The 17645-nt window shown below is 25.8% G+C and carries 19 protein-coding genes, 1 tRNA gene and 5 pseudogenes; 12 read left to right on the forward strand and 13 right to left on the reverse strand.

The features are described 5' to 3' along the window. Positions 1-252 precede the first annotated feature (252 nt). Positions 253-849: a DDE-type integrase/transposase/recombinase gene (locus ACQH23_RS03165; RefSeq protein WP_425378892.1), complete on the forward strand. Its 597-nt coding sequence runs from the start codon at positions 253-255 to the stop codon at positions 847-849. A gap of 19 nt (positions 850-868) precedes the next feature. Here ACQH23_RS03165 and ACQH23_RS03170 read toward each other — a convergent pair whose 3' ends face one another. Beyond that, positions 869-1315 (reverse strand): transposase, encoded by a 447-nt coding sequence (locus ACQH23_RS03170; RefSeq protein WP_425378893.1) that lies wholly within the window; start codon positions 1313-1315, stop codon positions 869-871. Positions 1316-1597: 282 nt separating this feature from the next. Between ACQH23_RS03170 and ACQH23_RS03175 the strand changes: the two genes are divergently transcribed. Beyond that, positions 1598-1682: transfer RNA gene (locus ACQH23_RS03175), tRNA-Leu, on the forward strand. 86 nt (positions 1683-1768) lie between these two features. Here the strand turns inward: ACQH23_RS03175 and ACQH23_RS03180 are convergent. Then, positions 1769-2719, reverse strand: coding sequence for an IS30 family transposase (locus tag ACQH23_RS03180; RefSeq protein ID WP_425378894.1), 951 nt, complete (start codon positions 2717-2719; stop codon positions 1769-1771). Between the two features lie 166 nt (positions 2720-2885). Between ACQH23_RS03180 and ACQH23_RS03185 the strand changes: the two genes are divergently transcribed. From ACQH23_RS03185 to ACQH23_RS03195, 3 genes and pseudogenes are all read left to right on the forward strand, one after another. Further along, the gene (locus ACQH23_RS03185) at positions 2886-3569 is read left to right on the forward strand and encodes a helix-turn-helix domain-containing protein (protein ID WP_425378895.1); all 684 of its coding nucleotides are present in this window, start codon (positions 2886-2888) and stop codon (positions 3567-3569) included. Between the two features lie 156 nt (positions 3570-3725). Then, positions 3726-3851 (forward strand): annotated as a pseudogene (locus tag ACQH23_RS03190) (hypothetical protein); the annotation flags it as partial. Positions 3852-3890: 39 nt separating this feature from the next. After that, a complete protein-coding gene (locus tag ACQH23_RS03195; RefSeq protein ID WP_425378896.1) occupies positions 3891-4103 on the forward strand; it encodes an IS3 family transposase in 213 nt (70 codons plus the stop codon). Between the two features lie 47 nt (positions 4104-4150). On the opposite strand, the gene ACQH23_RS03200 is transcribed toward ACQH23_RS03195, so the two are convergent. The 10 genes and pseudogenes from ACQH23_RS03200 to holA form a co-directional block, all read right to left on the reverse strand. Continuing rightward, positions 4151-4759: a thiamine diphosphokinase gene (locus ACQH23_RS03200; RefSeq protein ID WP_425378897.1), complete on the reverse strand. Its 609-nt coding sequence runs from the start codon at positions 4757-4759 to the stop codon at positions 4151-4153. After that, on the reverse strand, positions 4746-5432 hold the full coding sequence (gene rpe, locus ACQH23_RS03205; protein ID WP_425378898.1) for a ribulose-phosphate 3-epimerase: 687 nt from the start codon (positions 5430-5432) through the stop codon (positions 4746-4748). The genes ACQH23_RS03200 and rpe overlap by 14 nt, the downstream gene beginning before the upstream one ends. Before the next feature lie 174 nt (positions 5433-5606). Beyond that, positions 5607-6110, reverse strand: coding sequence for a ribosome small subunit-dependent GTPase A (gene rsgA / locus ACQH23_RS03210; RefSeq protein WP_425378899.1), 504 nt, complete (start codon positions 6108-6110; stop codon positions 5607-5609). A gap of 110 nt (positions 6111-6220) precedes the next feature. Beyond that, the gene (rsgA, locus tag ACQH23_RS03215) at positions 6221-6526 is read right to left on the reverse strand and encodes a GTPase RsgA (protein ID WP_425378900.1); all 306 of its coding nucleotides are present in this window, start codon (positions 6524-6526) and stop codon (positions 6221-6223) included. 194 nt (positions 6527-6720) lie between these two features. Then, a pseudogene (locus ACQH23_RS03220) lies at positions 6721-7431 on the reverse strand (serine/threonine-protein kinase). Between the two features lie 234 nt (positions 7432-7665). Beyond that, a pseudogene (locus ACQH23_RS03225) lies at positions 7666-8776 on the reverse strand (IS3 family transposase). Between the two features lie 137 nt (positions 8777-8913). Continuing rightward, complete coding sequence (locus tag ACQH23_RS03230; RefSeq protein WP_425378901.1) at positions 8914-9675, reverse strand: PP2C family protein-serine/threonine phosphatase; 762 nt, start codon at positions 9673-9675, stop codon at positions 8914-8916. A 2-nt stretch (positions 9676-9677) separates the two neighbouring features. Further along, positions 9678-9974, reverse strand: a pseudogene (locus tag ACQH23_RS03235) (23S rRNA (adenine(2503)-C(2))-methyltransferase RlmN); the annotation flags it as partial. A 133-nt stretch (positions 9975-10107) separates the two neighbouring features. Continuing rightward, a pseudogene (gene rlmN / locus ACQH23_RS03240) lies at positions 10108-10767 on the reverse strand (23S rRNA (adenine(2503)-C(2))-methyltransferase RlmN); the annotation flags it as partial. Between the two features lie 59 nt (positions 10768-10826). Further along, the gene (gene holA, locus ACQH23_RS03245; RefSeq protein ID WP_425378902.1) at positions 10827-11786 is read right to left on the reverse strand and encodes a DNA polymerase III subunit delta; all 960 of its coding nucleotides are present in this window, start codon (positions 11784-11786) and stop codon (positions 10827-10829) included. 186 nt (positions 11787-11972) lie between these two features. Between holA and ACQH23_RS03250 the strand changes: the two genes are divergently transcribed. From ACQH23_RS03250 to ACQH23_RS03270, 5 genes are all read left to right on the forward strand, one after another. Then, positions 11973-12491, forward strand: a complete 519-nt coding sequence (locus ACQH23_RS03250; protein WP_425378903.1) for a UPF0236 family transposase-like protein — start codon at positions 11973-11975, stop codon at positions 12489-12491. 5 nt (positions 12492-12496) lie between these two features. Continuing rightward, positions 12497-13420 carry a UPF0236 family transposase-like protein gene (locus tag ACQH23_RS03255; protein WP_425378904.1) on the forward strand — a complete coding sequence of 308 codons (924 nt, stop codon included), beginning with the start codon at positions 12497-12499 and terminating at the stop codon, positions 13418-13420. Positions 13421-13559: 139 nt separating this feature from the next. Then, the gene (locus ACQH23_RS03260; RefSeq protein ID WP_425378123.1) at positions 13560-13871 is read left to right on the forward strand and encodes a hypothetical protein; all 312 of its coding nucleotides are present in this window, start codon (positions 13560-13562) and stop codon (positions 13869-13871) included. Positions 13872-13877: 6 nt separating this feature from the next. After that, positions 13878-14426: a hypothetical protein gene (locus ACQH23_RS03265; protein WP_425378905.1), complete on the forward strand. Its 549-nt coding sequence runs from the start codon at positions 13878-13880 to the stop codon at positions 14424-14426. Further along, positions 14341-14808, forward strand: a complete 468-nt coding sequence (locus ACQH23_RS03270; RefSeq protein WP_425378906.1) for a hypothetical protein — start codon at positions 14341-14343, stop codon at positions 14806-14808. The genes ACQH23_RS03265 and ACQH23_RS03270 overlap by 86 nt, the downstream gene beginning before the upstream one ends. A 91-nt stretch (positions 14809-14899) precedes the next feature. Here the strand turns inward: ACQH23_RS03270 and ACQH23_RS03275 are convergent, their stop codons facing one another. Further along, complete coding sequence (locus ACQH23_RS03275) at positions 14900-15145, reverse strand: hypothetical protein (RefSeq protein ID WP_425378907.1); 246 nt, start codon at positions 15143-15145, stop codon at positions 14900-14902. Positions 15146-15349: 204 nt separating this feature from the next. Here ACQH23_RS03275 and ACQH23_RS03280 point away from each other — a divergent pair, with 204 nt between their 5' ends. After that, on the forward strand, positions 15350-15517 hold the full coding sequence (locus ACQH23_RS03280; protein WP_425379300.1) for a hypothetical protein: 168 nt from the start codon (positions 15350-15352) through the stop codon (positions 15515-15517). Between the two features lie 184 nt (positions 15518-15701). Beyond that, positions 15702-17201 (forward strand): hypothetical protein, encoded by a 1500-nt coding sequence (locus ACQH23_RS03285; RefSeq protein WP_425378908.1) that lies wholly within the window; start codon positions 15702-15704, stop codon positions 17199-17201. Positions 17202-17645 lie beyond the last annotated feature (444 nt).

The following is a 17645-nucleotide window of genomic DNA, read 5'->3' on the forward strand; positions in this document are numbered from 1 at the left end:
AAAATTGTATTTTTTATCAAAGAAAACATTAATAAATATCCACTAAATTTATTACTTGATATAACAAATTTAAAGCGTAGTTATTGATATAAATATAAAAATTATTCAAGTAATGGTAAGGATAGTGAACCATTAAAGAATATTGTAAAAGTCTATGAAGAAAATTTAAAACAATCTGGTTATCGTCGAATTACCAAATATTGAAAAGAAGATTATGGCATTGTTTATAATGCTAAGAAAGTATTACGAATTATGAAAGAAAATAATATTCAAGCTGAATATGTAAAGCGTATGCGTAGAAAAATATTAATAAAACAAAATAGAAATAAAAATATAATTAAATATCCTGATTTAGTAAATCGTAATTTTAATGATATTAAAGAAAGATTTTCAATTTTATTTACTGATGTAACTTATTTAATTTGAAATGGTAAAAAATATTATCAATCAACAATAATTGATGGATATACTAAAGAAATTATTGATGTAAAATGATCAAAATTTAATAATAACAAACTTGTAATTGATAATTTAAATGCTGCAATTAATAAAATTAAAAAAATAAAAAAAGATCTAAATAAAACAATAATTCATTCAGATCACGGATATCAATATACATCTAAAGATTATAATAGTAAATGTTTAGATAACAAAATTATAATTTCAATGGGTAAAAATTATCATTGTGCAGACAACATTATTATTGAAAGTTTTCATTCATTACTTAAAAAAGGAACAATCCATAATAAAAATTATAAATCTCATAATGAATATATTAATGATGTTAAAAAATGAAATAAATGATATTCAAACCAAAAAGAAAAAGATATAATAAATGAAAGTTTGTAAACCTTTTTATTAATACTTACTAAACAGGGTGCAGTCTATCATATGAAATTATTAATTCTTTTAAATATCATGATAAAGTAATTTTTGAAACTTGCAATTCTGATTTAATAAAAGCAATTTGTTTTCTAATGTTTGTTTTTGTTTTTATCTTTGGAAGAGCAACAAGCTTTTTTAAAACCTCATTCTCAGCTTTTATTATTTCATTTTCTTTTTTTAATAAATAGTTTTCACGTTCTAAGGGTTTTTTAAACTTATTTAATTCAAAATCTTTTCGCTTTTTTTGTTCTTTTAGAATTTCTTTATTTTGTTGAAATTGATTTACTCATTTTGAAATAGTTGCTAAACTAATATGATATTCTTTTGCTATTTCACTATAAGATTTATTGTTAATTGAATATTCATTAACAATTTTTTCTTTAAATTCAAAAGAATGATCTTTAGACCCTTTTATTTTACCTTTAGCCATATAAAAATGTTTCTCCTAACTTTATATATTAATAATAATCTAGAAAAATTTTTATTTATATATCTCATTTAAAAGAAACATTGCATACCTAATTTTAGGTATATTTTTAATATAAAGATTTTTCTACAAAATTAAAGAAAACCCTTATAAAATATAGATATTTTTAAAAAGTCCATTTTAATAAAACCCAATAAAATCAGGATTTTGTTAAAATATCAAGATTTTTAGACAAAATTAAAAACTTTTTCTATAAAATAGGATAAAATTAAAAAAGTACGAAATGCCCATGTGGCGGAATAGGCAGACGCAGTAGACTCAAAATCTACCGAAGAAATTCGTATCGGTTCGAGCCCGATCATGGGTACCATTTTAAGAGAAAAAATAATCGGTTTAAACAACTGCAATGTTTCTTTTAACTGAGATATATAAGCCAAATTGTAAAGTTAAGTGCAACTAAATTATTTTTCTAACCAAATATTCGATTGGCGAAAGATAATTTAGTATTTTTCTTGGTCTTTGGTTTAAAGACAATATAAATTTATGAACTGCATTTTTAGTAGTATTTGAAAAATTAAATTTTTTAGGAAATTTTTCTCTAATTAAACCATTAGTATTTTCATTAGTACCTCTTTGTCAGGGTGAATATGCATTAGCAAAATAAATTTTCACATTTAAATTTTTTTCAAGTTGTTGTCAATTAGCAAATTCTTTACCACGATCAAATGTTATAGTCTTAACAAGATTATTTGGAAGAATTGATAAATAATGGCTAATATTTTCGTTAATAACTTTAGTAGTTCTATTTTCAACTAATATTGCTAAAGTAAATCTTGATGTTCTTTCAACTAAAGTTATTAAACATGATTTACTTTTACCTCGTGATGATACTACGGTATCACCTTCTCAATGACCAAGAGTTACGCGATTATTAACATTAGCATTTCGTTCTTTAATTGATTTACCATTAAATTTACCCCGATTTTCTTGATATTTTCGTTTCTTACCTTTTCTTCTTAAATTTTTATTAGTAACTTTTTCAAGTAATCCAGAATAAATTCAATTGTAAATTGTTTTAAAACTAATAATTCATTCTTTATGAAAATTTTTAATTCTGCCATAAATTTGTTCGGGTGATCAACCTAATAATAATTTTTGTTGTACATATTTTACTAATTCTCTATTTTTAAACTTATGAAAATAAATATGTGATTGTTTTCTATTTTCTGCTTTATTTTGTGCAATTAATGAAAAATAATGATTATTATTTTTATTTCTATTAACTTCTCGAATAATAGTACTAATACTTCGATTAAGATTTTTAGCTATTTCACTAATTTTTATTTTAAACTTCAATTGATTCTCAATATAAATTCTTTCATTTATGCCAAGATGTTTATATCCCATATAAAAACTCCTTGCTTTATTTTTTCTAAAATAAACTTAGCATCATAAAATTTTTATATGGGATTTTTTGCAATTTTATTTACTTGCACTTACAAGTATAATTCAGCATAAATAAAAATTTTTCTAGATTATTATTAATATATAAAGTTAGGAGAAACATTTTTATATGGCTAAAGGTAAAATAAAAGGGTCTAAAGATCATTCTTTTGAATTTAAAGAAAAAATTGTTAATGAATATTCAATTAACAATAAATCTTATAGTGAAATAGCAAAAGAATATCATATTAGTTTAGCAACTATTTCAAAATGAGTAAATCAATTTCAACAAAATAAAGAAATTCTAAAAGAACAAAAAAAGCGAAAAGATTTTGAATTAAATAAGTTTAAAAAACCCTTAGAACGTGAAAACTATTTATTAAAAAAAGAAAATGAAAGAATAAAAGCTGAGAATGAGGTTTTAAAAAAGCTTGAAGCTCTTCCAAAGATAAAAACAAAAACAAACATTAGAAAACAAATTGCTTTTATTAAATCAGAATTGCAAGTTTCAAAAATTACTTTATCATGATATTTAAAAGAATTAAGAATTTCATATGATACTTGAAATAAATATTCAAAAAATTGTGATGAATATCAACCAAATATTGATTATTCAATATATGAAATAATTAAAGCAATTCATAGAGAAAATAGTATTAAAGGACACAGACAAATTAAATTATCTTTGGAAGAGCAAAAAATTAATGTGTCGAATTCAACAGTTTATCGTTTTATGAAATTAGCTAATAGAATTTCTAGTGTAAGAATTAAAACAAGAAAAAAAATTAATCATTTCTTAAAAATGACAAATTAACATATTCGACATAAATATCTATTAAAACGTAATTTTAAAGCTGAAAAAACTAATCAAAAGTGATTAATTGATATTACGTATGTTAAAACAATCACAGAATGAGTATATTTATTTGCAATCAAGGATTTATTTAGTAATTTAATAGTAAATTATTCTTTAACAACAACTCCAACAGTAAATTGAGTAAATAATTGTATCAAAGAAGCAATTATTAAAAGAAAAATAATCAAAGGTGAATTAACTATTAATTCTGATCAAGGTATTCATTTCACTTCAAAAGCTTATGAAAAATTATTAAAAAAACACGGTATAAATATAAGTATGTCAAGAAGAGGCAATTGTTTAGATAATTCACCGATTGAAAATTGATTTTCAATTCTTAAAACCGAGAACTCAGAATTATCACACTGTAAAAATATTTTAGAAGTAAAAAATATTGTAGATAATTATATAATTCATTATAATGAAAAAAGAAAAATTTTAAATTTAAAAATGCCACCACTTCAATATGAAGTGAAAACATTTTTTAATTAAAATTCTCAGTTATCTGAAACTGTGCATCGGTTTAAACAACCGATTTTTTATTTACTATAAATGGCTACAACCTGTCCCGATAAAACTTCAATATTCCCCGTTGACCCAATAAATTCATTACTAACAGCATTCGGGGATAACTCTGCTAACTGAAATTGCTTAACATTATATTTTAAATTAGTAATTGTTACAGTTGCTGATTGCAAACTAAATAAGGAAAAATAACGATATGCCGGTTTAGCAAACACTTCATTCATCCCTGGTTTTAATAAATAAGCATAAGTATGATCATTGATAAAAATAATATTGTAATGATAAATAAAGTAAAAACAACTCAATTGTATATCGAACCGTTCACCTTGTGCAATAAAAACAATTTCTTGTGGTTCTAATTTAAGAACCTCCTGAAGGGCTAATTCCCCATCAAGATAATCTTTCATTTCCGGAACTACTAAAACTTCTTTTGCCTTACTAGTAATTAACTTTGCTTCCAATGCTGTTAAACTATCTTGATCACAACAAAAAAAATCAAAAGTATCAAAAGTTTTAATTAAATCTAACGCTCCCCGTTCAACCCCAATTTTATAATAATCTTGATAAGGCTGTAAATCGAGGTTTGTTTCAGAGCAAACAATTACCACCTTATTTGCTTTCATCAGTCATTAATTCCTTTACACGGATTGCTAAATCAGCGTGTCCAAATAAATAACTTCCGGCAACTAAAACATCAACCCCATATTGTTTACAAACCTTAGTCGTTTCAGCATTAATTCCACCATCAACTTCAATTAAAGTCTGCATCTTATTTTGGTCAAGATAATTTCGTAATGTTTTAATCTTGCTTGCGGCGGCGGTCGATATAAAAGCTTGCCCCCCAAAACTAGGTTCAACAGTCATTATTAATACTAAATCAAGACTATTTAAATGCGGAATAATTACATCAATTGGGGTCGCTGGTTTAACGGCTAACCCAATTTTTAATTTTAACTTTGCGCGTAAAGTTAAAAATTCTGTTAATTGCGATGGGGTTAATGCTTCATAATGCAACGTTATGGCTGAAGATCCCGCTTGAATAAATGGCATTAAATAATTTTCAACACTATCATTTTTAATTTTAACCATTAAATGACAATCAAGAAATAAATCACTATAACTAGTAATATCAGCTAAAATTTTTGGACCAAAAGTTAAATTTGGTACAAAGTCACCATCCATTACATCAAAGTGAATTCACTGTGCTCCGGCCGCTTTAATAGCCGTTAATTCGTCTTTTAATATTAAATAATTTGCACTTAAAACACTCGGTGCAACAATATATTTTTTCATCATTACCTCTTTCTATTGTTCTTGCATAATTCGCACATGATCATTAGACTTCTTCTGATACCTGATTATTTATGCTTAAAAAGCAATTAAAATTTTTAAAAATGCTTATTTTAAAGTTTAATTTAATTTTTTTAATTTGTAATTTTTTTTATTTTTGTTAGTATTGCAAGAAGTCTATTATAAAAAATGCGGAATAATATTTTCTTGCACTAAGGCTTTTATTTTACAATGAGGTTCATGTAAGTGTAAACAAGTTCGAAACTTACATTCACTAGCATACTGATTAAAAAAATGATACGTGCGGGCTAAACCGCTTTTTTCATAATCTCTTAAATCAAAGGTTGAAAAACATGGCGTATCTGCAATCATCCCATGTAATAATTCATATAAGGCACTTGTTGTTGTATGTTTCCCCCGCCCTAAGGCTTTTGAAATTTCTTGGGTTTTAATTATTTCCGCTTGTAATAAGGTATTTAATGTTGACGACTTGCCACTTCCCGTTTGACCAGTAAAAACTGAAATTTTATTTTGAAAAAGTTGTTCAAATTGTTGTCATGTTTTTTTGTCATCCTTTTTATTACTAATAAAATAAACCTCATACCCTAAGGCTGGATATCAATTAAAATATTTTTGATAAAGGTCCTCTGTTTGTACTAAGTCTTTCTTAGTGCAAACAATCACTGGTTTTAAACTTTTATATTCAATAGACTTCTTGCGATACTAACAAAAATAAAAAAAATTACAAATTAAAAAAATTAAATTAAACTTAAAAATAAGCATTTTTAAAAATTTTAATTGCTTTTTAAGCATAAATAATAAGGTATCGCAAGAATTCTAATAAATGCTAAATATTTATTAAATAAATATGAACTAAAAGTTGGCTCGGCCATTGCTGTAATAATAATAACTTGATCAACATTGGCAATTCGGGGGCGATATAATTCATTTTTTCGTGGTTTAATTTGATAAATAATTCCTTGATTGTCATTTTGGATTTCAAACTGAACATAGTTCCCAACAACTGGTTTAATCTCTTGATGGCGAAATAATCCTTTTGCTTTACATGCATAAACCTGTTGGTCAGTATCATTTTTCACATAACAAAACTCGCTAACAATGCAAATAATCATTCCTATTTGATGCACATTACTTTACCTTGGTAAAAACAATCAAAGGCAAACCATCGCAATAATAAAACCAACAAACAAGAAACTAAACCATCAGGCAACCTTAATTTTTAAAAACCATGGGTAAGAATAATAGCGATCATACAGTTTATGTGACTTCCCTTTTATACATCAATTAAATTAGATAATTTTAATGGTTTATCATTTTTATGTTCAATTGCTTCAACTGCTTGTAAACTAGCATTAAACTCCGTAACCGTTTGAAAACGTTCACTGGGGTCTTTGGCAATTGCTTTTAAAATAACATTTTCCAAACTTTGTGGTAACATTGGATTCACTAAGTGCGGACGTAATGGTAATTCTTTAATATGTTTCACCGCAACAAATGTTGGATTTTTCCCAACAAACGGTGCTGTTCCAATTGCTAACTCATATAACATAATTCTTAATGCATAAATATCACTGCGTTTAGTGGTTGGTTTTGAATGAACAATTTCAGGAGCCATATATTTTGAGGTTCCAATAATCTTGCTGCTTTCTAAATCTTCACTATTTTCTAAAATTGCGACTCCAAAATCAGCAACTTTGATTTTCCCATCATATGAAATTAAAATATTTTATGATTTAATATCCCGGTGAATAATATCATTTTGATGTGCTTCTGTAATTGATAAATTAATTTCATCAAAAAAATATAATAATTCTTTAACAGTACACGGTCCTAACGTTAATAAATGGTCTTTTAAAGTATAACCTTTCACTAATTCTAAAACTAAACAATGACGGTCATATGCTTCAAATGAACCATAAATCTTAACAACATTATTATGGGAAAATTGTTCAATTGAATTGTATTCTTTATTAAAACGCTCCACTGCTTATTTATTCTTTGATAAAGTTAACGTCATAATTTTAATTGCAACAGGGCGTTTTAATAACATATCGTACCCTTCAAAAACTTCAGCCATTCCACCATCAGCAATTTTAGCTAAAATATGATATCGATTATGTAAAATCGTTCCAATTGGGATTTATTCCATTTTCTCCACCCTTTTACTTTATTATTTCAGCTTGTAAACATGGATTGGCAACCCTTTTTAGGACACTTTTTATATTGACTGTTGTTTTCTAAATTCAACAGGTGTTAAATAATTTAAACTACCGTGAATTCGAATATTGTTATATCAATGCACAAAGTCAAATAATTTGTATTTTAATTGGGTTAAATTTATAAATTTTTGCCCCTTGATAAATTACGTTTTAAAACTTTTGTAAATTGTTTCAGCCATAGCATTATCATAAGGACAGCCTTTATTGCTTAATGATCGTTTGATGTTAAAAGTATTTAAGATATTATCAATGATTTTATTTTTAAATTCATTACCCCGGTCAGTATGAAATAACGTAATTTGATTTAATGGTCTTGTAATTGAATAAAAGGCTTTTTGTCCTAGTTGGGCTGTTTTGTTTGTCCCGGCACTATAGCCAATTATTTCACGATTAAACAAGTCAATTAATAAACAAATATAATGTCATTTAGCACCCAACTTGAACATATGTTAAATCACTAACAACAACTTCATTTGGTTGTTTATTATTAAATTCACGGTTTAAAACCTTGCTAATTTCATCGTTATTAACCATTGACTTATGATTACGATATTTTAATTTGGTGTATTTAGATACTAACTGATTTTTAATCATAATTTGGCGAATTTTTCTTCGCGATAAGATAATATCTTTTCTGGTTAAAATAGCTTTAATTTTACGAGCTCCATAAATTTTGCGACTAGCATTAAATGGACTAATAACTTCTTGTTCATAATTATTAACATAAACCGTAGCGTATTTATTAATTTGATAGTAATATGTTGATTTTGCTATCTTTAATATTTGACCCATTTTTCGCACGGAATATTTTTCTTTATTATTGTTAATAATTTCTATTTTTTGCCGATTATCAGTGCCGCTTGCTTTAAAATGTCGTTTTCCATTCGTAATTGGATTAATTCTTTCCGCAAGGCAATCAAGTTCATTTTCTTCAGCAGTGCGGTTATCTTTTGCTTTAAAAGATCCAGAATTATTTAATTTTTCAATTCACTGATATACGGCTGATTTTGACATCCCATATTCCTTAAAAATTTCAAAAATGGTTTTACCATTTTGATAAAGTAAAACAATTTGTTTTTTAAATTCATCGGTGTATGAATTTCTTCCCATTTTTATATTCCTACTTTCTTCATAATTATATTTTATTTGAAAGTCCACATAAATATGGTCCAACTTATTGTAACCTATCCAACATCATAACACAAAAAAACACGAAAGAAAAAACAACAATAAAAAATAACAGGGCTTTAATCTGTTATTTCAAAAACAACGCCTGTTAAATTATCTGTTGATAAGTTTTCTAATGCCCGATCAATTAAAATTTTAACTTTATCATTTAATTTATTTTCTGATTTTAAGGTTTCAATCAAATCAATTTCATCAACATAATCATGAATACCATCTGTTGTTAATAAATATTGCCCCTTAATATCTTCAATTACATAAGTATCAATTTTTAAATTCTTAGTTGGTCCTAAGGCACTTGTTAATACTTTTCAAAAAGTATGCATATTATATTGTTTTTTATACTGACCTTGAAATTCTAATTCTTGTTTTTCCCGATACTCGGTTGAATTTTCCATATTTTGATCAGTCGTAATTTGATAAATTTTATCATGATGTAATTTATATAACCGTGAATCACCAATATTAATTACATATACTTTTTCATTTTCAATTAATGCTGCCACAACAGTTGTCCCCATATCACTCGTATCAGGATAAACTTGCGCATAAGTGACCATTTCTTCTTGAATTGCTAAAATTGTTTCTCGAAATCATTTGTTAATTTCTTCATCCGATAAATGATTAAAATTTGTTCGTTTAAAATGTTCGACTAAACTATCAACCGCCATTTTACTAGCAACTTCCCCATGCTTATGGCCACCCATTCCGTCGCAAACAATCGCAATATAATTATTAAAACTATTATTAGCAAAATCAAAGTAATCTTGATTACTATTACGATAAGCACCAATATCAGTTTTATATCCAAACCGTATTTGCATAATTATTTTCTAATAATCCCTTCATTTTTAGCACGCAATTGTCCACAAGCAGCATCAATATCATGGCCAAATTCACGACGTACAATACAATTAATTTTTTGTTGTTGTAAAGTTTCAAAAAATTGATTAATTTTAGTACTACGTTGATAACCATTTTATACGACCTTATTATACGGAATTAAACTAACATAAGCATTTAATCTCCGAATTAATTTTGCTAATTATAACGCTGTTTCACGACTATCATTAACATCCTCAATTAAAATATATTCAAAAGTAACCCGACGATTAGTTAATTCACCAGACTTCTTGCGATACCTGATTATTTATGCTTAAAAAGCAATTAAAATTTTTAAAAATGCTTATTTTTAAGTTTAATTTAATTTTTTTAATTTGTAATTTTTTTATTTTTGTTAGTATCGCAAGAAGTCTAATATAATAACGCACAGCATTCATTAGTTTTTCCACTGGATAAACTTTATTAATTGGCATTAATTGATTACGAATCGTATTGTTTGGTGCATGCAACGAAATAGCTAAATTAACTTGCGTTTTTAACTCCGCAAATTGTTTAATTTTAGGAATCAAGCCACAAGTTGAAATTGTAATATGACGAGCACCAATTTGATAACCTTTTGCATCATTAATAATGTTAACAAACTTAAGGGGTATTATCAAAATTATCAAATCCCCATTACAACAATGTGACTAACACGATCTTGCGTTGCTGCTAAGTAACGGTTAACCATCATAACTTGTTGGACAATTTCAGAATTTGATAATTTCCGCATCTTCTTTAATAGCCCTGAGGCACAAAAAGTGCAAGCCATATTACATTCCAACTTGTGTTGTCACACAAACTGAATTACCATAATTTTGCGGCATTAAAACTGTTTCAATTTTATAGCCATCTGCTAATTGAAACAAAAATTTTACTGTTCCATCTTTTGATTGTTGTTGCACAACAATTTTTAATGGCTTAATTGTATAATATTCTTGTAATTTAATTCGGTCCGTTTTCTTTAATTTTGTAGAAAAATCTTGATAAAGTCAAAAAACCCTATAAAATATAGAAATTTGCAAGAAATACATTTTATCAAAAACCCAATAAAATAAAGGTTTTATTAAAATATCAAGAGTTTTCGACAAAATTAAAGAAATAATTTAATTAAATACAAATCACTGCTAATTTCTCTTCTTATTATATCTTTTTTTATATTATAATCAATTCAAAATAATTCTTGAATAATATTATTTGCTTTTTTAATACTAAAATTATGCATATGTTCTGAAATTTTCTTTACTCGAAATGGATGGATTTGTAAAATTTCGACAATTTGAGATGGTGTTTTCTTTAAAGCCGATAAAACAATAATATCTCTTGTAAAAATAACACTACTCGTAATCAATGCTAATAAAGCAACACTACTTAATCCTCGTTCTTGCAAATAATGATAATTTATTAAAAAACTATTTAAATCATTTTTTAATAAGTCATCAACTAATTTAAAAATGTCGGTATCCAAATATTTTGTCATATTATTTTCAATTAAGTCATCGGTAATATCAGAATTAATTAATAATAATTTTTTTAATTCATTTCGGATAATATACAAATTATTTGGTAAATATTCCACAATCTTGGGAATTAGATGCTGTTTAATCGTTCCATTATTTTTTACAATATAATCATTAATAAATTTTGTTAATTCATTATATGATAAATTTGTTGCCTTTAAAACACTAGTTAATGCCAACATTTGTTTCGTTATTTTTAAACGATTACTAATCTTATTGACTGGGCAAATAAAAATAATAAAAGTATTAGGATTTGGTGCTGTTAAATATTCCATTAACTGTGATAAATGACTCTTATTATCTACTTTTGTGTTAATTTTTTCTTCCGTAATAAAATAACTATCATTTACGATAATAATTCTTTTTTCTGAAAATAATGGAATAGTGTTCGCATCAGTTAAAATTGATGGTAAAGCATCTTCTAAATAGTTATATTCTTGTAAATCATATTCATTATCAGGATTAATTTTTGTTAAAATCTTATTTTTCTGCATTTTAATTAAAAAAGCATCTTCGCCATATATTAAAAACATCTTTTTTGAAACTCCTTTAAAATGTTCTAAAAACTATGATAAAGTAATATTATCATAAAACATATTAATTAAAACTTTAATTTTGTTTTAATGTCCTTATCGATTGCGTTGCCAAAGTTGGGGAAAATAAAAAAGAAAGTTTTCAGTATAATTAAGTTTGAAAAAAATTAGAAAGAAAACTATCCTATGAATATTATAACTAGAATCCAAGAGTTTTTAAACGAAAATAATAACTCTTTTATTGATTTAATTAATGAAATTAGCCCCAATATCCCTATTACAGCACTATTATCCTATTTAAACAATGAAATTAGTTCTGAAGCTTGAATACTATTTAAAAATATTTTTGAATATATTGATAACTATATTTTTAATAAGGACTGACGGAAAGCACGTTATATTCCAAAAGGATTTTATCAACGAACTTTGGTTTTTCGTAATGGTGAAGTTACTTTTAAACGACGAAAATATATCTTAAAACCAGAATTTCAAGTGGCAAAAAAACCAAAAACGGTCTTTTTACTTGATATTCAATTAGGAATTGAAAGTTATCAGCGACTTGATTATGATTTTTCGTTAGAAATAATCAGCAAATTAGGCATAAGTTTTAGTTATCAAGATATTTGTAATATGTATCGGAATGCTAACATGACAAAAAAACAATTTTTAACCTTATTAAACGGTTTGATATTAAACATTTGTTAGAACTAATGCTAGATGAACCAGACACAAAACTAAAACATGATGGGGTTATTTATATTGAAACCGATGAAGCATATCGCAATGCCATTAGTTATCAAATCAAAAAACGATTAAAAATTAAGAAAAGAATCCGTTTAACCGTCTTTCATACTGGTTATAAAGATCCTAAAACAACACGAAAAACAATGCATAATGTCAAATTTCTAGTAACAATGACTAATGAAGTTAAAAAAATTAACTCTAAAAAATACTGACAAGGAATTAAAGAATTTATTAACTTAAATTATGAATCACCCGAGACAGCTAAAATTATTGTTGATGGTGCACAATATATTTCAACGGTTGAAAAACACATCAATGTTGAATTTATCATTGATCGTTTCCATGTTATTAAAAAAATTAAAGATTGTCTCCGTGGTCCACGATATTATAAACGTTATTTATTTAATAAAATTAGAAAAGCAATTCTAAAATTAAACTGAAACAAGGTTACAAAATACCTTGAATGAGCTTATCAGCTTGTTAAAACCGAAGAAGCGAAAGGAAAGTTACAAGAAATATCTAATTATTTAAGAACATACTATGGAGCAATTAAAAAATTAGAATATCAAGAAAATATTGGTTGTCGCATTGAAAGTTATATTGCTCGAATTATTAAAGTAATGTTTCTTTCAAAACCAAAAATATTTAATGAAAAAACGATTTACAAAGTAATGTTATTAAAACAATTGACAGCTAATGGGATTAATCCCTTTCAAGAACTAACAGAAATTAAAAATCTTCAAGTAAAAAATGAACAAATTACTTGAAGATGAATATTTAAAAAGATGAATAATCCAGAAGTTAAACAATATAACTTACCAATATTCACCGCTTCTACATTATCAAATACTAAAACTCTTTTAAAGAAAATAGTTTATAATTATTATTAGAACTTAATGCTGAAAACTTTTCCGCAACATTTTACACGATCCGTCCTTATCTTGTGATAATTTCGTAATAGTTATCTAACAAAAATTTCTCAACCATTTAAAATTAAAAATGGTGATAACAACGGAAAGAAAACTAACAATGAAAGAACAACATAAATACAAAACAATTGAAAAAATTATTAACAATAAAATATCAAAGCAAAGAGCTGCAAATATTTTACACTTATCAATTCGTCGCATTGAACAACTTATAAAACTTTATGATCCACAAAATAGTCAATCATTTGCTCACCATTCTCGTGGAAGGATAGCTCACAATAAAACAAATCCACAAATTTGTGAAAAGATTATAAATTTATATAAAACTAAATATATTGGCTTTAATTTTACTCATTTCAAAGAAAAATTAATCGAAAATGAAGGAATAAACATTTCATATTCAGTTTTATAAAAATTAATGTCCTTAAATCAAATTAAAACAACTCGAAAGCAAAAAATAAAGAAAAAAGATAAAACCCACCCTTTAAGAGAACGTCGAAAATGTTTCGGCGAACTATTACAAGCTGATGCCAGTGAACATCATTGATTAGGACAAAATGGTCCAAAATGATTTTTACATGGCGCAATTGATGATACAACAAATACGGTTGTTGGATTATATTTTGCTTGTCAAGAAACATTACAAGGTTATTATAATGTTTTACATCAAATTTTACGAAATTATGGAATTCCCATGACATTTTATACCGATAAACGAACAATCTTTACATACCAAAAAAATAGTGATAAAAACGAAGAAAAAGACACCTTTACTCAATTAAGCCGATGCTGTGATGAATTAGGTGTCGAAATCATAACTACTTCAATTCCCCCAAGCAAAGGGACGAATTGAACGTTTATGAGGCGCTCTACAAGATCGCTTGAAAAATGAATTAATTCTCGCAGGAGTAACCACTATTGAAGAAGCAAATACATTCTTAAAAGAATTTATAACCAAATTCAATAAACAATTTGCCATTCCTATTGATTATAACAATTCTGTCTTTGTTGACGCTCCTAATAATGACAAAATTAATTTATTTTTATCAATCACTTCAACGCGACAAACAGACAATGGTTCATCAATTAGTTATAACAATAAAAAATATATGGCTTATAATAATAAAAAGTTAAAAATCTTTAATTCAAAAACAAAAATTACAGTAATTAAAGCATTTGATGAAACATTATATTTAAAATATAACAATCAAATATATAATTTATTAGAATACATTCCGGTTCCTATTAAAAATATTGAAAACAAAGTTCCCAAATCTAAAGCACATAAACCAAAACCAAATAATCCTCGAAATAATCAATATACATTACAAACATTATCAATTAAATAATTTTGCGAAATTTTTGCTAGATATTGACACTTTAATTTTGTTTTAATTTTGTCGAAAACTCTTGATAAAATAAAAGAATTAAAATGATGATTTAAAATAATTTAATTGCTGTCGTCTGGGCTGTAATATTAAATTGCAAATTATGTTGACCACCAGTAAAATAAGTTTGACAATTAATAGATCGCAAGTTTGCTAAAACTACCCTAGCCGGATAATTTTGTCGTTTGGTTTTTTCACCAGAAATGAAACAAACTTGTGGATTAATCTTTTGCAGAAAAGTTAGGCTTGAACTAGTTTCTGAACCATGATGAGCAACCTGCAACAAAGTAATCGGCAATAACTGTTCTTTGAATATACTTCTTGCGATACTAACAAAAATAAAAAAAATTACAAATTAAAAAAATTAAATTAAACTTTAAAATAAGCATTTTTAAAAATTTTAATTGCTTTTTAAGCATAAATAATAAGGTATCGCAAGAAGTCTATTATTGTTTTATCGGCTTTAAAGAAAACACCATCTCAAATTGTCGAAATTTTACAAATCCATCCATTTCGAGTAAAGAAAATTTCAGAACATATGCATAATTTTAGTATTAAAAAAGCAAATAATATTATTCAAGAATTATTTTGAATTGATTATAATATAAAAAAAGATATAATAATAATAGAAATTAGCAGTGATTTGTATTTAATTAAATTATTTCTTTAATTTTGTCGAAAACTCTTGATATTTTAATAAAATCATTATTTTATTGGGTTTTTAATAAAATGGACTTTTTAAAAATTTCTATATTTTATAAGGGTTTTTGACTTTATCAAGAGTTTTCGACAAAATTAAAGAATTATTTTATATAAATTAAATTATCGCAAAGAGAGATGAGGGAAAGAAATCAATGAAAGAAAATAAAATATATGCCCATATAGTTTATACATTATATAATGTCTTCAAGGATGATAATATAAAGGCACAGGTAATAGTTAATGTTGAATTTAAACAATTAGTAATTCAACAAATTTGTAATTTATTAACATTAGAAAAAGAATTTAATTCAAATTTAAATGATAATAAGTTTACTCTTTCATTTGCTCAAGTTTTAGCGGATATTACTAATGAATCAGAAACTATTGAGAAAGTTGATGGTGTTACTTTCAGCACCCTAGATGAAGAATATGTTGCTTTTGTGCAATATATTGTTCAAAATTTTGAAGTTGAAAAAAGTTATATTACTAGAGAAAATCACATTACAAATGAATTAATTGATACAACAGTTGATTTTACGGATGAAAAAGCAATTGATAATGCTAAAGATAAATTGAAAATTAAAACTAATAAAACTAATGAACAAAAGGCAGCTGAGTCGTCATCTGATCCAGGACCTACAGTTGGGATTGGTGGGGTGGGAGCTTCAATGGGGGGCATTGGTCCAGATTTTAATGATTCTGGTAAATTTTATATGTCACAAATGATGCAACAAATGGCAAATATGCCTATTCATCCTCGCTTAGATCCACGTTTTTATTTTTATACTTCAAAACCAAAATATATGCCAATTTTAAAGAAAATTGTTGCTGGTTTTGTGATTTTAGCTTCTACTTTGTTAGTTTTATTATGATTTTTAAATTCATATTTAAATATTCATTTAGAAACAAAAGTAATTGTTTATACAATTCCAGGGACTGGCCAAACAATTATTGTTGGGCGTGGCGCTGACAGTGCTTTACATAATAGTAATAATAATTTTAGTGAAGCTTTTGTTTTTGGCTCAAAGTATAAGTTTTTATTAATGCAGTCCGCAGGTTTACAAACCTTTTCGGGAATTTTATCAATTTTACCAGGAATTTTATTGGGTTATGAATTATTGGGAAAGAAACGTTTTAAACGGGATAACTATGTTGTTAGATTTTGATCAGTTGTATTGTCAATTATTATTTTGCTTTATTCTTCATTATCATTAATCCAAGTATTATTACCAAATTCTGTTGATAAATATTTTAATAATATCTCAGTACCAAATGGTGGGTATATTTTTAAAAATGATCCAAATTTAGAAATAACAGGTGGACTATTATTACCTGATTCAGATTTAGCTATCACAATTAAAAGTTTATTAAATGAAGTTAATAATAGTACAACTTACCAAGTATTACGAGTTTTCACAATTATTTCAATGATTGTTGGGATTATTGCTGGGGTTATGGTTGTTGTTTTAGCGGTTTTAGCTCCTAAAACAGACAGTAATAAATTAATTCGTGCTAATACAGAATATCAAAAAGCTGTAACAGCAATGATAAATGGACAAAAATATGAAATGGATCCAACATTATTTGATGATGAGTTTAAGTATGATAATGTTTTTGAAAAAGATGATTCTAACAAATCAAAAGATAAATAAAATAATTAAAAACTTTAATTTTGTAGAAAACTCTTGATAAAATAAAAAAATCATCAATATGACAATTTGAAAACGAATTTGGTGGAAGATTATTATTGTTCTTTAACTTTTTTAGATGTTAAAATATAATACCGTTGCTTGTTGGTTTGGTGTTAAACCTTTGTGTTGGTATTTTCATTTTCAGAGATTTAAATAATTTTGAATGTTAGTAAAACCTAAACCATGATAATGAATTGCACAGTTTCTCCTAATTTTATATATTAATAATAATCTAGAAAAATTTTTATTTATATATCTCAGTTAAAAGAAACATTGCACATATAAAATAAAGCCTTATTTTTATCTAAAAAATCTTAATAAAAATAAAGGGATCATAATTTTAATTAATTTACATAAAAAAATATTTAAATTGTATTTATTTAATTTAAAAGCTGAATTATACTT

The sequence above is a fragment of the Spiroplasma endosymbiont of Polydrusus pterygomalis genome, from assembly GCF_964030635.1.
Classification (GTDB): domain Bacteria; phylum Bacillota_I; class Bacilli_A; order Mycoplasmatales; family Mycoplasmataceae; genus Spiroplasma.